This is a genomic window from Mycoplasma iguanae, assembly GCF_024722375.1.
In the GTDB taxonomy this organism is placed as follows: Bacteria; Bacillota_I; Bacilli_A; order Mycoplasmatales; family Metamycoplasmataceae; genus Mycoplasma_M; species Mycoplasma_M iguanae.
The window spans coordinates 671,939-688,439 of the sequence record NZ_CP102734.1 but is presented as its reverse complement, the minus strand read 5'-3'; the positions used below and the strand labels follow the sequence as shown (position 1 = coordinate 688,439).

Below are 16,501 nucleotides of genomic sequence, written 5' to 3'. Positions count from 1 at the left end.
TAAGAAACAGAAAAAATACTGTTAAAAATTAAAACTATTCACAAAGTTTTCCACATTATATTTTTTTAAAAATAACTTAAAAGTGTTTAAAAAATGCACCTTCAAAGCCTAAAAACTTTTAAGGTGCAAAGGTTTAAAAGTTTAAAAAAGTTTTCCACATTTTTAAACTTTTAATTAAAAAAAATTATCAAAAAAACAAAAGTATAAGTTACTAAAAAAGTTGAGTCAAAACGATCTAATAAACCACCATGGCCTGGAATTAATTGTGAAAAATCTTTAACATGAAATGTTCTTTTAATTTTTGAAAATAGTAGGTCACCCCAAATAGAGGCTAAAGGAAGCAAAACAATTGTTGAAATACTGAAAAATAAAAATTGATTCTCTTCTAGAAAAAGTAGTTTATTAATGTAAAATGAACCAATAAAAACTACTACAAAAACTGCAAAAAATCATGCGATGATAGCACCTTCTCATGATTTTCTCGGTGATAGCTTAGGAGCAAAACCTCTCTTAAAAATTTTTCTCCCAAAAAGCATGCCGCCAAATAAACCTAAAGTATCTGTTGTAGCTGTAATTAAACCGATATACAACAAAATATATACACCTTCATTTGGTATAGTATTGATTATTAATAATCATTTAATAAAAATTGGAAAAGTTAATACTGCGAAGAGATTTAATAAATAATTTTTAGTAATAAATTTTAAATCTTTTTTTTGTATTAAAAACAAAAAAGGAAATGCAGATCCAATGATTATTATTAAGTAAATTCATCAATGTTTTAATTGTTCAATAAACATATATTTAGTTGAACCTTGATTAATCATGACATAGAAATATTCATGTCATGGTAGAAATAATAATATTAAACCTAAAATAATATAATAAAAAACAAATATTTTTTTAACTTCTGAATGTGAAACAAATTCATAAATACCAATAGAACACAAAATAGCATAAAAAATAACACCATATATTCTTCCACCCATTTTTAAATATCCAGTGATAAAAAATGAAGTGATAAAAAATAAAAGAATTATTAAGGTTGTAATAGTCCTTAATAATAATTTATTTTTTTGTATTTTCTTGGTGATTTTTATTTTCATTTTTATATTGTTAAAATTTCTTTTTCTTTTTCTTTTGTTTGTTGAATTATATATTCAACAAATTTATCTGTAACTTTTTGAATCTCTTCAAGATATTTTTTTTCTTGATCTTCAGAAAGTTCTTCGTCTTTTTTAATATCTTTTATTATTTCTTGTCTTGCAAGGCGTACTGCTACTTTTCCCTCTTCACTGATTTTTCCTAGTTTTTTAACTAGATCTTTTCTTCTTTCTGTAGTCATTTGTGGGAATGTTAAGCGAACTTGATTTCCTTCATTGGCAATTTGAGCATCAATTTGAGCATCATTTAAAACTGCTGTGATATCCTTGACAGAATTAATATCAAAAGGTTTAACCAATAACTGTTGTGCTTGTGGAATTAAAATATTAGCAATTTGGTCAATTGGAGTTAATTCACCGTAATATGAAACCTTAATATGAGAGATTAAAAGAGGATTAACTCTACCTGTAGAAATTTTATTCATTTCTCTTTGGAAATGATCCAAACCTTTTTTTACTTCATCATCAAACATTTCTTTATATATCTGAATTTCCATACTTTATCCTTTTTTTAATTATGAACTCTTGTAAATTTAATTTTTTTGTCAATTACATCTTTAATAGAATTTTCTTTATTAATATCAAAAACTAATAATTCAATGTTGTTATCTCTAGCCATTGAAAAAGCTGTAGAATCCATAACTTTTAAATTTTGTCTTAAAACTTCATCGAAACTAATGTCAATAAAATGTTTTGCTTCTGGATAGATATTAGGATCTTTTTCATAAACGCCATCCACATTATTTTTACCAGCTAAAATAACATCAGCTTCAATTTCTGAAGCAAATAGTGTTGAAGCGGTATCGGTTGTAAAGTAAGGTCTTCCTGTGCCTCCAACAAAAATAACAATTTCTTTTTTATTTAAATATTTATTAGCTTTTTCTTTAATGTAATATTCACAAACTCTTTTATCAAAATTAATTGATGATAAAACTCTGGTTTTTAAATTTTCTGATTGAAAACCTGATTGTAATGCAAGCCCATTCATTACAGTTGCAAGCATCCCGATGTAATCAGCTCTGTTTCTAGAAATACCGTTTTTTTCTGCAGAAGCTCCTCTTCAAAAATTTCCACCCCCAACAACGATAGCCACTTCAATTCCTTGATTAACCAATTCCTTTAGTTGTTTAGCAATTTTTTTTACTAATTGATAATCAATTGATAAAGATTTGCTTTTATTTGCCAAACTTTCCCCTGAAAGTTTCAATAATATTCTTTTGTATTTCATCTTTACTCCCTCAAATAACTGTCCAATGACTAATTTTAAATAAAAAATGCAAAAATGGAGAAATATTAGAAATCTATTTCTTTAACATACTTTGCATTTTTTTCGATAAAGTCTCTTCTTGGTGCGACTTCTTCACCCATAAGAGTTGAAAAAACTAAGTCGGCATTAGCAGCATCTTCAATTTGTACTTGGAGCATTTTTCTTTGTTCTGGATCCATTGTTGTTTTTCACAATTGTTCAGCGTCCATTTCTCCTAGTCCTTTATATCTTTGTATTTCTACGTTCGAAGTAATATCTTGTAAGATTTTTTCTTTTTGTGTATCTGTGTAAGCATATGCAAATTTCTTACCATAAGATATTTTATATAAAGGTGGTTGAGCAATATAAATAAAACCATATTCAATTAAAGGTCTGAAGTAGCGATAAAAGAAAGTTAAAAGTAAAATTCTAATGTGAGCTCCATCAACATCGGCGTCAGTCATAATTACAATTTTGTGATATCTAATTTTATTAATATTAAATTCTTCACCTACACCTGTACCTAAAGCTGTAATAAGGGCGCCAATTTCATTATTTTGAAACACTTTATCAATTCTAGATTTTTCTACATTAATAACTTTTCCTCTTAAAGGTAAAATGGCTTGATATTTTCTATCTCTACCCATTTTAGCAGTACCACCAGCTGAATCTCCCTCAACGATAAAGAGTTCTGATAATTCTGCATTTTTAGTTGAACAGTCAGCTAATTTCCCTGGTAAAGACCCAATATCAAAAATACTTTTCCGTCTAACAGCATCTCTAGCTGCCATACCTGCAAAACGAGCTCTTTGAGCAAGTAATGATCTCTCAATAATTGTTTTAGCTTCTTGAGGATTTTCTTCTAAAAATCTTTCTAAAGTTTCTGACAAAATTCTGTTTGTGGCAGTTCTAGCATCTTTATTTCCAAGTTTGCTTTTTGTTTGTCCTTCAAAGACAGGTTCAGTATGTTTTACAGAAATAACAGCAATAAGTCCATCTTTAACATCTTCTTTAGATAATTTTTCTTTTTCATTTTTGTACAATTTATTTTTCTCTGCATAATTATTTAAAATTCTTACTAAAGAATCTGTAAAACCTTGCTCGTGTGTTCCACCCTCAATTGTAGAAATATTATTAGCATAAGAAATAATGCTTGAATTATAAGCAGTGGATCATTGTAAAGCCAGCTCAACTCTTACATTTCCATCATCACCTTTGTGATCACCTTCTGCATAAATAATTTCTTTATTAATTACTTCTTTCCCTCTGCTCAATTCTTGTACATATTCAATTAATCCACCTTCAAAACAAAAGTCATGAATTTCATTGATTCTTTCATCTTCAATGATAATTTTTAAGCCTTTATTTAAATATGCGGTTTGTTTTGCGCGGTCTGAAATTACATTGAAATCAAATTCATGTTCTTCCATAATAGTAAAATCAGGTTTAAAAGAAATTTTTGTTCCTGTATCATTATCTGAAACTTGATCAATAATTTTTAAAGAAGATACTGGTACTCCACCATTTTTAAATTCTTGGAAATACTTATTTCCATCTCTTTTAATTCATACCAGTAAGTGTTTAGAAAGTGCATTAACTACAGAAGCTCCAACACCGTGTAACCCTCCAGATACTTTATAAGTTTCAGAGTCAAATTTTCCACCAGCATGTAAGACTGTTAAAACAGTTTCTACAGTAGAAATTTTTGTTTCAGGGTGTATATCTGTAGGAATTCCTCTACCATTATCTGAAATTTCGATATAACCATCATTTTTAATTTTAATTTTTACTGTAGTAGCAAAACCAGCCATAGCCTCATCAATTGAGTTATCAACAATTTCTCAAACTAAGTGATGTAGTCCTTTTTTGCCTACTGTACCAATGTACATCCCTGGTCTTTTTCTAACAGCTTCCAATCCTTTTAAAACCTGAATATTATTAGCGCTGTAATTATTTGGCATTTATACCACCTTTTACTAAAATAACCTTTTTTTGTATTGCTTTATTTAGTAATACAAAATATTGAAAATTATACCACATTCAAGCCTAAAATTGCCTTTTGTTATTGATTCCTTTAGTTATAAATTACTAATTTTTTACTAATTTAGTTTATAATTCAGCTTATATTATGAATAAAAATCAAATTGTCAAAGGGATTGTTAAATCAATTCATGAAAAACACTTTTGAGTAGACTTAGAAGCCGGATATCAAGGCGTAGTTTTTATTAATGAAATAAGTGATTTTTTTGTTAAAAAAATATCTAACATAGTGAAAGTCGGCGAAGTTTTATTATTTAAAGTTTTAACAGTAAATATTCAAAAAAAGAAAGTAACTTTATCTTATAAAGCTGTAAAAAACAAAAAAAGAATTACTAATTTTTTTGTGTATCAAATTAAACCAACTAAAAATGGTTTTTTAAACTTACAAAAACATGCAGAAGAGGAAATATATTCATGAAAAAAATAAATTTGGATTTATCAAAAGCAGTTGAAGAAAATGATATTTTAAGTTTTAGAGAAAAAGTGTCAAATATTCATCTTGGTTTAGAAGAAAAAACCCTTGTAGGTAGTGATTTTTTAGGTTGAAAAGATCTACCTAAAAATCATGATAAAAATGAAGTTAAAGAAATAAAGAAAGCTGCGCAATTTCTTTTTGAAAACAAAGTAGAAGTTTTAGTAGTTATTGGGATTGGTGGTTCATATTTAGGAGCTAGAGCAGCCATTGATGCAATTCAAGGACTTTATCCATTAAAAGAAGAAAGAAAAATGCAAGTTATATTTGCAGGAAATTCAATTTCATCTTCTTATCTGTACCAATTAATTGAGTACTTAAAAGACAAAAAATTTGCTATTAATGTGGTTTCTAAATCCGGAACAACCACAGAACCAGCAATTGCTTTTAGAATTTTAAAATCACTTTTAGAAGAAAAAGTTGGTAAGGATCAAGCTAGAAAATTAATTTTTGCAACCACAGATAAAAATCGTGGTGCTTTACACACAATTTCTGTAAATGAAGGATATCAAAGATTTGTTATTGCTGATGATATCGGAGGTAGATTCAGTGTTTTATCTGCAGTAGGATTATTTCCGATGGCTTGTGCAGGAATTAACATTGATAATGTTTTATTAGGAGCTCAAAAAGCCAATGAAGTTTATGGTCAAAATAACTTGATAGATAATGATGCTTATAGATATGCTGTAGCTCGTTATATTTTAGGTAAAAAATATCCTACAGAAATGTTAGTTTCATATGAACCGAATTATGCTTTCTTTAATGAATGATGGAAACAATTATTTGGTGAAAGTGAAGGAAAAGAAGAAAAGGGTATTTTACCTACTTCAGCAATTTTTTCAACTGATTTACACTCATTAGGACAATTTATTCAAGAAGGATCAAAAATATTGTTTGAAACAGTATTAACTGTTAAAAATGTTCCACATGATATTGAAATTTTAAAAGATGCAGAAAATTTAGATGAATTAAATTATTTATCAGGAAAAACTTTACACTATGTTAATAATGCAGCATTTAAAGCTACACAAGCTGCACACGTAAATGAAGGAAAAGTCCCTAACATTCATATTGAATTAGAAGATAGTAAAGAAGAAACTTTTGGTTGACTAGTAATGCTCTTTGAAAGAGCTTGTGCAATTTCTGCACATTTATTAGGAGTAAATCCTTTTAATCAACCCGGGGTTGAAGTTTATAAAAATAATATGTTTAAAATTTTAGGAAAACCAACAAAATAAATCTTAATAATAAATAGATTTTAAAAAAATCACATTTTTGCTCATATAAAATAAAGAAAATTACTTTTATTTTTTTGACTTGCATTTTTTAAAAATAGTTTATAATTAAAAAATATTTATTTTACAAAAAGAAAGGAAAGCCTATATGTTCAAATCATTTGCATTAGCTACCGAATGTGCTATGGCCATTAACATTCTTAAGAATGTTAATGATTTTATGATTTGAAATTATAAGCAAGAATCCTTGAAATAAATATAATAATTATTTAGAAATTTTAAAAAATTACAAAAAAATATTAAAAACATAATTATTAAATAAAACTTATTTCTAGGGGTAGAAAATCTCGAAGAAATAAGTTTTTGTTTTTAAAACTGTGTAGTAAAGGAGAAAAACATGTTTAAAAAGAAAAAATTACTTTATAGTTTGGCAATACCGTTGAGTTTAGGTGTAGTTGCTTTTGCAATTTCTTGTAGTTCAACTAATGTCTTACAAAACTCTCACCAAAGAAGAGAATTAGTATATAGAAATAACGTTAATGCTGACTCATATAAATTTTATGATTTTACTATTGAAAATCGTTGACCTTCATCATCTGATACTACATCTGAGTGAAAAGGAACTCACTTATTTGTGGAAGCAGGTTCAGGTAAAGCAGAACTAGATAGAGCTGGTAAAGTTACTTCTTATCAAAATCTATGAATAGAAAAAGGTTTAGGAGAAGCAGTTTACATCACTAAAAAAGATGGTACTGTTGTTGTTTATGACAACGATAAACACGAAATAGTTCCCCAAACAGGAAGCAGATTCGGTTTTAAAACTTTAACTTCTGCTGATCCTAAATCAATTAATAACCCGAAATTTTATGAAGATCTTAAAGATGCTAAAAAAGTTCAAATGACAGTTAAAGAAGGTATTCACTGAGTTAATACAAAAGGAGAAAAAACTAAATACACTGTTAAAGCAGAAGACTTCTATTTTAACCATCTGTTAGATTCAAAATATCGTTATGCTAATAACAGAAGATCTAGTGGTGGTTCAAAAGAAATAGATGATACTTTAGTAAATAAAAATAACCCAAATATTGACCCACATAACACATATTTTTCTGACGGTTCATACCCTCCAAATGATTATTTATATGAATTATTTGGTGTTAATAAAACAAAATTAGACACAAAAGAAGGATATTTAACTAGTGTTACAAATGGAGCAAAAACAGAAACAGCTGTAACAGTAGAATCACAAGAAGAATCAACAGATTTCAGTGTATTTTTCAAAGAACTGATTGCAGGTTCAACACTATTTCAAGCAACACCTAGTGATTACATCAAAGAACTGGCTGAAGCAGAAAATCCAACAGTGGAAGGTAAAAAACCTTCAGGTGAAGTAGCTGAATCAGGAGTTTACTGATATGGTAAGGATTGACAAAAAATGTTATTTGCAAGTCCTTACTATGCAAAACAAGTTTCACAATCACAATACATTTGAGAACAAAATCCACATTTTTACAATCAAGAATGAGTTAAATCTGATACTTCTATAAAAAGAATTATTATTGAAATATACACAGGATTAGATCCTTCTGCTTTTGCTAACCAACAATTTGAAAATTACAAGAGAAATTACACAGCTAATTTAGCTTACAGTACTTTAAATAAAGCACAACAAGATGAAATTAATGCAAACCCTTCTGCATTCAATTTAAGTTATGTAATTGACCCTCAATGAAATTCATTACCTTCAAGTTATTTAAGATATTCACCAGCACCCGCTCCTAAAAAAGCAGAATCTGATGCTAAACCTAATTACTTGTTTAATGATGGTTATGCATACGCAATGTACGGTGCTTCAACAGATCAATTAGCTGCAGCAGGTGAAAAATCTGTTTCAACTAATAAACATTTCTGATTAGGACATGGATTAACATTCAGAACATTATTAAGTAGTGCATTTAATATTTATACTTATGTAAAAACTAAAGCACCTAATAACCAAATTCCTTGAAATGCTATGGCAACAGCTGACAACAAAATTAGTGGAAGTGACTGAGCAACAGATTCAAAACAAACATTGTTTGATTACAAAAATGAAGTTGATAAAAGTTTCGCTATTAATTTAGAAGGTAAAAAATTTGCTGAAAAAACAGTTGCAGAAGATGAAGCAATTTACAAAGATCCAAATAATCAAGGTAATTCTAAAACATTATGAGAATCTAAAACATATAATGAGATCAAAGCAGAAATGAAAAAATTGCTAGATAAAATTTATGAACAATTTAAACTTGATGCTTCAACAAAAGTTGAATGAAAATTACAAGAATGAACAAAATCTTCAAGTACAGCAATAAGTGCAGCAAATGGGGTAGTTGAAATCATTAATAGTTTAGATGACAGATTAAGTGTATCTTTACCAGAAGATCAAAGTAATGCTCGTACAAATATTATTGATGGTATAGCAACAGAAACAAGAACAGGTTGAGGTTACGACTACGATGGTATTGGTAGCTACTTATCAGCTCTTGCTTATCCTCCTTCAGGATTAAGTGCTCCACCAACATTCCAAGTATTTACCTTATTTGCAGATTTAGAATCAGAAAATCCTGAATTAGCTAAATCTTTCCCTGAAATGGTTCTACTTTCTAAAGCATTAAAAGAAGATAAAAAACTTTGACCTGATGGTGTTGCTACATTTGATGAAATTAAAAATGCTTCTACATGAAACTTAATTCATAACCGTAAAGAATTTATTAATAAATCAAATAAAACATTCGATTTAATTACTGAATGATTGAAATTCTTCTTTACATACCAAAGTAAAAGAACAAACAAACAACTTGTTGACTTACAAAATGAATTACACATTCTTTCAGGATGAAACCCAATGTCAACACAGGGATTAGTTAACGACCCTGCATCACCAAGTGTTTTACTACAAAGTGCTCATTATTCATTACCTAAAAAAGAATCAGGATACAATTTAAGAGGAGATTTTGCTAAAGTATATCCAACAGAATCTGCAAGAGGCAAATAAAAATTAGTAATATATGACTAAATATTTTTCCAAGCGGTTGTTACTATCGATAGTAACTTTGTTTATCATTCTGTTTGTTGTCTATACGATGCAAGCACAATTCGGTAAAAACCCTATTCTTATTAGTGAATATGACTCAAAAGTGTTCTCACAATCTGACATTCAACAAAAATTGAATGAAGGAGGGTTTAATTTACCCCCAATCACACGATTTTTTAATTATTTAGGGCAAATATTTATAGGTAATTTTGGTGCAACATATGGAAACCAAATAGAACCTGTTAGATTACCAGAAACATTTAACTCTAGATTAAAATGAACTTTATTAATAAGTGTTCCTTCATTTGTATTTAGTTCAATCATTGGAATTTTTCTAGGAATTTTATCTGCATACAAAAGAGGTAAACTATTAGATACATCTGTAGTTTCTGTGACAACAATTATTTCAGGATTACCTTCTTACATAATTGCCCCTATTATTACTTTATTAATGATTCAATGATTTAATTTACCAGTAACTTTTCAAGCTCCAGACCCATTAAGACATATTGGTTTTGACATAACAATTTTATCTGTGATCATTCCTATATTAATTTTTACTATTTTATCTATCTCAAGATACACATTAATAGTAAGAAACCAAATGATTGCTGTTTTAACTTCAAATCAAGTTTTAATCGCAAAAGCTAAAGGTTTATCACAGGGGCAAATTTTTAGAAAACATGTTTTTAGAAATGCCTCATTACCTTTAATGGCTGCATTAATTCCCTCATATATTGATTTATTATCAGGAAGTATTATTTTAGAAAGTTACTTTGGTATTCCAGGTTCTGCTTCTATTTTCTTCAACTCAGCACAATTTGGTGAAATTGATGTAATTATGTTTAACGTCTTGTTCTTTACAGGACTAACTCTTCTTTCTAAAATTCTTGTGGATATTTCTTTTGCTGCACTTGACCCTAGAATTAAAATAAGTTCAAGTAACCCAAATAGTATTTTCAAAAAAGTAAAATATTTATTTTTAAGAAAGAAAAATTTTGAAAAAGGGATTATAAATGGAAAAACTGAGTAGAAAAGATTTTAATAAGAAATATTTATTAAATGATAGCGATGTAACTCTATTAAAGTTTTATCCGCAAGACAAATTTATTTCTTTACAAAGAATAGGTAAACCAACCACAAGAGCAAAGGATATTGCAAAAAGATTTTTCACTAACCCTTGAACTTTAATGTCATTAGTTTTAGTATTTGTAGTACTTTTAATGTCTGTTATCATTCCTATAATTTCACCATTCAATGCAAATAGACCAATTTCTGAAGCTTCTTCAGTTTATGTTGTTGACCAACAATCATCTCTATATGGTGCTTTCTGAAGTTTTCAAAAGCAAGATTTTATTGATTTAATTCGTTCTGTTGAAAAAAATTCTGGTCAAAAAATTATATTAGATATACAAGAAAGCATCGGTGATGCTAGAGTTCTTTATGATCCTTATACACTTCTACAAGTATTAAGCGGTTCTAATGAAAAATTAGTTTCTATCATAGGAACTGATAACTATGGTAGAGATATTTGATTAAGAATTTGAGAAGGAACAAGAAATGCGTTGTGATTCTCATTATTAGTTGTAACAATTACAACTCTATTAGGAGTACCTATTGGATTATTTTTAGGTTTTCATGTTGGAAAAAGAGTTGATACATTGACAATGCGTGTTGTAGATATTATTAACACTGTTCCTTCAATTATTTGATTAATAGTTCTAATTGCTATTTTCGGTATAGAAGACCACGTAGTATTTGGAGTTTTAGTGTTCATTGGATTTACAGGACCACTTGAAGTGGCCAGAATGTACATTATTACAGTAAAAGATGAAGAATTTTTACAAGCTTCAAAATCATTAGGTGCAACTAAGGCTAGAATTATTTATATTGAAGCACTACCATTAATTTTAGGAAAACTATCAGCTATGTTTGTTAATAGTTTAATGTCAGGTGTATTTTACTTGTCATCATTATCATTCTTAGGATTTATTAGTGATAGTATTAATGCAGATCCTAACTTAGGACTTTCATTATTTAGTTCTAAACAATTAATGGAATCAAACCCATGATCAGTTGTTTTACCTTCTGTAATTTTATTAACATTAGTAACTAGTTTAAAATTAATTTCAATTGGAATTCATGATGCTTTAGACCCTAAAGCTAAAAAAGGAGTTTAGTTTGTCCGGTACAATCAAGAAAAAGAATAAAAAAATAGATTTGGATTTTTTCAATACATTTTCAAATTTTGCTAAAACTATTTTGAGTAAACTAACTCCTCTAAAAAAAGTTTCAGAAAATATTAAAACAACTGAAAGTATTTCAACAGCACCTTCTAACAATATTGTCTTAGATGTTCAAAATTTAAGGGTAGCATTTAAAACAAGTAGAAAGAACAAAATTGAAATTGTTCGTGGTGTTGATTTAAAAATCAAAAAAGGAGATATTGTTGGTCTTGTTGGTGAATCAGGGAGTGGAAAAACCGTAACCTCAAAATCTTTTTTAGGAATTAATACTGATGCAATTACCACAAGCAGTAAGATGTATATTTCTGGAATTGATGCTAAAAATTATAAAAAAGACAAACAATGATTAAAAATCAGGGGTAAAAAAGTAGGATATATTCCTCAAGACCCTTTAACAGCTTTAAACCCAACAAGAACAATTGGTAAGCAATTACTAGACGTTTTACATAAAGATAAAAGATTCAAAAATAAAAAAGAAAAAAAAGAATATCTTATATCTATTTTAGAATCTTTCGGTATTCGTGATGCAGCCGCAAAATTTGATTCATATCCGCACACATTTAGTGGTGGAATGAAACAAAGGGTTGTTATTGCCATGGTTGTTGCAATGAACCCGGAATTAATTGTTGCTGATGAACCAACCACAGCGCTTGACCCTACTGTTCAAGCTTCTGTATTATCTCTTTTAGATGACATTAGAAATAAATATAAAATTTCTATCATTTTTATTTCTCATAACATTTCAGTAATTGCCAAGTTTTGTGATTACTTATACGTTATGTATGCAGGAAGAGTAGTGGAAAAAGGAACTAAAAAAGATATTTTTACAAATCCTAAACATCCATATACTTGAGCTTTAATTAGTGCTATACCAGAACAAAGAGATGAAGCACTTTATACAATTAAAGGTACTCCTCCCGATCTTTCTAATTTACCTCCAGGAGATCCTTTTGCACCACGTAATGACTATGCCCTAGAAATTGATTTTGAAAAGGAACCCCCACTAATTGAAATCAGTAAAACTCATTCTGCTGCAACTTGATTGTTGCATCCAGATGCACCAAAAGTAAAACCAACTCCTGAGTTGCAAAAAAGACTTACTTTATTTAAGAAGGTATTTGATGAAAAAAAATAATGTTATTTTAGAAGTTCAAAACTTAAAAAAATATTTTCATAACAAATTCGGTATAGTTAATGCAATCAATGGGGTAGATTTTAAAATTCATGAAAGTGAAGTTTTAGGGTTAGTTGGTGAATCAGGGAGTGGAAAAACAACAGTAGGACGTTCATTAATTCGTTTATATGATGACTTTAGTGGTTTTGTTACCTTAAATGGCAAAATTATTTCAGGTAAAAAATTATCACGGGAAAATCGTAAATACATGCGTCGCAATGTACAAATGATTTTCCAAGACCCACACGCTTCATTAAATGCACAAAAAAATATTTTTTCAATTTTAAAAGAACCGTTAATTATTAATAAAATTTCTCATGAAGAAACATCTAATCTGATGAAAGATTGAGCAGAAGTTTCGCATATTTTTAAAATGACTTTTGAAAATAAATTTCAAGAGATTACTAACAACAACCTAGAACAATCAATTAAAATTGCCAAACAAAGTTTAAAAGGATGAGAAAAAACTTTTGAAAAATTAAACTTTGATAAGTTTTATAACTTAAGCGATGCTTTTTCAACTTATTTTGTTTATGCAGAAAGAAAAAATCTAGCTCAATCTCAAGCTATTAGTTATATGTATGAAAATATTTCTAACTTAATTGAATTTTTCTATGAAAAACAAAACAATTTAAGAAAGAAACAAGGACTTGATTTAGACGAAGAAGAATTAACTAAAGCTAAAGAAGCATTAGAATTGCATAAAAAAAGAGCTACAGTTTCTAAAGAAAAATACGAATTGCAACAGCAATTAAAAGCAGCTGAAGAAGAATTAAAAACTTTTATAAAACAAAACAAGAACTATCGCAAGAATGTAAAAAGTTTAATCAAAAGTTTTAATACAGAATTTTGATGAGAATATAAATTACAAAAGGACAATGCTTTAACAACTGAAAGAATTGATGAATATTTATATTACAAAACTATTTCTTTGGTAAACCTAAAATCATATTGATTATTAACGCTTCCTTTTTGAGATTCAAAAAATCCTAAAAATCAACTTTTATGATTGAAAAATGAAGAAGTAAAAAGTTTAGATTCATATATCAAAGAATTTAATAATTCCTTATTAAAACAACTGAAATTAGCAACAATCGAAAAAACATATACTAAAGATTTAAAAAAAATAGTACATGAAAAACACAAAGTTGATTTAACAAGATTTTTTGATTTAGCCGTTAAAAATAAACAAGCATTTGAAGAAGAAGTAGCAAAAAAAACAGCGGCTATTGAAAGTTTAAAAACTAAAATTGCTCAAGCTCCTGCAACTGACCCTACTAATGCTCAAGATTTAGAAATTCTTGAACGTGCTTATAAAAAAGCCCAAGAATTTAATAAGGCTGAAATTGAAAAATATAACAAACACCATAAAGAAGTACAAAAAAATCTAAAAGAACGTTTTAAAGAATTAACTCATGAATGAGATACTGAAGTTTTAGGTCTTCAAAAATTAGTTGACAAACTTTATGAAGAAAAACATAAAGAATTCTTAGAATGAGCTAGTGTTCATTTAAGTGAAGAACAAAAATTAAGTAAAAAAGAAATTGCAGAAACATTAAGTCAATATTCACAACAGTTTAAAGAAAAACAAGAAGCTAATGCCTCATTTGGAAAAGAATTAAAAGTAATTCACCAAATGGAAAATGAAATTAAATATTTATACGGAATTAAAAAATTACCAAGCTTTATAAATAAAATACCTTTCTTACTGAAATTTGTAACAAAACATGTTGTTAACAAAGTTTTAGTAAGAGAAAAAATTTATTCAGCCCTAGAAGATGTTGGTTTATTAAAACAATTTGCTTACCGTTATCCACATGAATTTTCTGGTGGACAAAGACAAAGAATTGTTATTGCTAGAGCCTTAATTACAAATCCAAAATTAATTATTGCTGATGAACCAATTGCTTCTCTAGATATTTCTATTCAAGCGCAAATTGTAAACTTGCTGAAAAAACTAGCAAAAGAAAAGAAAATTGGAATGCTTTTCATTGCTCACGATTTACAAATGGTTGAATATATTTCTGACAATATTTTAATAATGCATTTAGGTAAAATTGTGGAAAAAGGTAAAACAGAAAAAATTTACAAAAGACCTTGTCATCCTTATACAATTAGCTTATTTGATTCTATCCCAAGTATTTCTAATGCTAATGAACCCTTTAAAGTTTCAAGTTTTGACTTCCAATACTTAAAAGAACAAAAATTCCCAAATAAACCAGAATATTATCAACTTGAAAATGAACATGAAGTTTATGGAACAGAAAAACAATTTAGTATTTGACAAGAAGAATCAAAAAAATTAGCTAAAGAATTTGATTAAATAAAAGCTTTTTTCTTTAAAACACCATTTTTGTGGTGTTTTTTCTTTTAAAAAGCAGAAATCAGGCAAGAAAATACAATAAAAATAAGCTTATATAAAGTATAATTAAATAATTTCATAGATAGATATAAGAAAGGTCATTATGATTAAAGTAACAAGAGAAAAAACCCATGATTTTTTATTACAAGCGGTTTTTAAAAATGATATTGCTCCCGAAGGAGTACTTGATAAAAAAAACTATATTACAGAATTTACATCAAAAAAAGAAGCCTTCATTTTTTTAGGTGAAAAAGATAAATTTGATAAAGAAGCAGTTTATGCATTAGCAGAACAATTATCAAAAGCTTCACGTTCTTACCAAGTAGATTTAAAAACTTTTATAACAGAAAAAGTTTCATTAGAATTATTAGTTCAAGCACTACATGAAAAATATTTATTTAATAATGCAAATATTTATTCAGCTAAAACAGATAAAAAGGATGAAACAAAAGATTTAATTTTATTAAAATCAGATGAATCTTTACCATGTACTTCATTACTAGTAGACAAAACAAAAATTTTGTTAGAATCTGTTAATTTGGCAAGAAATTTACAAAAAACACCACCTAATATTTGTAATTCAGAGTGATTAGCTGAATCAATTCAAAAAGAATTATCAAATTCAAAAGAATTAAAAGTTTCAGTATTAGATAAAAAAGCGATTGAAGCTCACAAAATGGGACTACTATTATCAGTTAATCGTGGATCAATGTTCGAACCAAGATTAGTAACAATTGAATATAATGGAAATCCTGAGTCTTCAGAAAAAACAGCTTTAGTTGGTAAAGGTATTACATTCGATTCAGGTGGATATAACATTAAAACTGGTAGATACATGTCAGGAATGAAATATGACATGTCGGGGGCTGCAATTGCTGCCGCTACAATGAAAGCCATTGCACAATTAAAACCTAAAGCTAATTTTGTAGCTGTTTTACCTTTAACTGATAATAGAGTTAATGGAGATGCTTCACTACCTGATTCAGTTTGAACATCAATGAACGGAAAAACAGTTGAAGTTAATAATACAGATGCTGAAGGAAGATTAATTTTAGCGGATGGATTAACATATGCTATCAGAGAATTAAAGGCTTCTAAAGTAATAACAATCGCAACTTTAACAGGAGCTATCTTAGTAGCATTAGGTCATACATTTACAGGCACATGATCAACCACAGATAAAGCTTGAGAAAGCTTAGAAACAGCAGCTAAGGAACAAAATGAATTAATTTGAAGAATGCCATTCCACGCTGATTTTGCTAAATATATTAAAGGTTCAGAAGTAGCTGATCTAAGAAATACAGATTTTACAGGAAATGGTGGATCAATTTCAGCTGCAATGTTCTTAAAAGAATTCACAGAAGACAAAGAATTTATTCACTTAGATATTGCTGGAACAGCTGATAGTGGAGATAAACCAACAGGTGTACTTGTAAAAACACTTACTCAACTTGCTCTAAATGAAAAATAATAATATAAAAAAAGAATGA

Annotated in this window: 12 protein-coding genes; 8 read left to right on the top strand and 4 right to left on the bottom strand. The window is 28.2% G+C overall.

What is annotated here, in order from left to right; translation table 4 throughout:
* Positions 1–170 precede the first annotated feature (170 nt).
* From NV226_RS03125 to gyrB, 4 genes are all read right to left on the bottom strand, one after another.
* Positions 171–1,106 carry a phosphatidate cytidylyltransferase gene (locus NV226_RS03125; protein ID WP_258210865.1) on the bottom strand — a complete coding sequence of 312 codons (936 nt, stop codon included), beginning with the start codon at positions 1,104–1,106 and terminating at the stop codon, positions 171–173.
* Between the two features lie 2 nt (positions 1,107–1,108).
* Positions 1,109–1,660 (bottom strand): ribosome recycling factor, encoded by a 552-nt coding sequence (frr, locus tag NV226_RS03120; RefSeq protein WP_258210864.1) that lies wholly within the window; start codon positions 1,658–1,660, stop codon positions 1,109–1,111.
* 14 nt (positions 1,661–1,674) lie between these two features.
* Positions 1,675–2,391, bottom strand: coding sequence for a UMP kinase (gene pyrH / locus NV226_RS03115; RefSeq protein ID WP_258210863.1), 717 nt, complete (start codon positions 2,389–2,391; stop codon positions 1,675–1,677).
* 65 nt (positions 2,392–2,456) lie between these two features.
* Positions 2,457–4,370 carry a DNA topoisomerase (ATP-hydrolyzing) subunit B gene (gyrB, locus tag NV226_RS03110; RefSeq protein ID WP_258210862.1) on the bottom strand — a complete coding sequence of 638 codons (1,914 nt, stop codon included), beginning with the start codon at positions 4,368–4,370 and terminating at the stop codon, positions 2,457–2,459.
* Between the two features lie 167 nt (positions 4,371–4,537).
* On the opposite strand from gyrB, the gene NV226_RS03105 reads away from it, so the two are divergent.
* The 8 genes from NV226_RS03105 to NV226_RS03070 all read left to right on the top strand — a co-directional run bounded on the left by NV226_RS03105 (position 4,538) and on the right by NV226_RS03070 (position 16,482).
* Positions 4,538–4,876 carry a S1 RNA-binding domain-containing protein gene (locus tag NV226_RS03105; RefSeq protein ID WP_258210861.1) on the top strand — a complete coding sequence of 113 codons (339 nt, stop codon included), beginning with the start codon at positions 4,538–4,540 and terminating at the stop codon, positions 4,874–4,876.
* Positions 4,864–6,159: a glucose-6-phosphate isomerase gene (locus tag NV226_RS03100; protein ID WP_258210860.1), complete on the top strand. Its 1,296-nt coding sequence runs from the start codon at positions 4,864–4,866 to the stop codon at positions 6,157–6,159. The genes NV226_RS03105 and NV226_RS03100 overlap by 13 nt, the downstream gene beginning before the upstream one ends.
* 394 nt (positions 6,160–6,553) lie before the next feature.
* Positions 6,554–9,190: an OppA family ABC transporter substrate-binding lipoprotein gene (locus NV226_RS03095; protein WP_258210859.1), complete on the top strand. Its 2,637-nt coding sequence runs from the start codon at positions 6,554–6,556 to the stop codon at positions 9,188–9,190.
* Between the two features lie 13 nt (positions 9,191–9,203).
* Positions 9,204–10,262 carry an ABC transporter permease gene (locus NV226_RS03090; protein WP_258210858.1) on the top strand — a complete coding sequence of 353 codons (1,059 nt, stop codon included), beginning with the start codon at positions 9,204–9,206 and terminating at the stop codon, positions 10,260–10,262.
* On the top strand, positions 10,246–11,409 hold the full coding sequence (locus tag NV226_RS03085; protein WP_258210857.1) for an ABC transporter permease: 1,164 nt from the start codon (positions 10,246–10,248) through the stop codon (positions 11,407–11,409). Before NV226_RS03090 ends, NV226_RS03085 begins: the two co-directional genes overlap by 17 nt.
* 1 nt (position 11,410) lies before the next feature.
* Positions 11,411–12,610, top strand: a complete 1,200-nt coding sequence (locus tag NV226_RS03080) for an ABC transporter ATP-binding protein (protein WP_373423268.1) — start codon at positions 11,411–11,413, stop codon at positions 12,608–12,610.
* On the top strand, positions 12,597–14,972 hold the full coding sequence (locus tag NV226_RS03075) for an ATP-binding cassette domain-containing protein (RefSeq protein ID WP_258210856.1): 2,376 nt from the start codon (positions 12,597–12,599) through the stop codon (positions 14,970–14,972). The genes NV226_RS03080 and NV226_RS03075 overlap by 14 nt, the downstream gene beginning before the upstream one ends.
* A 142-nt stretch (positions 14,973–15,114) precedes the next feature.
* The gene (locus NV226_RS03070; protein WP_258210855.1) at positions 15,115–16,482 is read left to right on the top strand and encodes a M17 family metallopeptidase; all 1,368 of its coding nucleotides are present in this window, start codon (positions 15,115–15,117) and stop codon (positions 16,480–16,482) included.
* Positions 16,483–16,501: the final 19 nt, after the last annotated feature.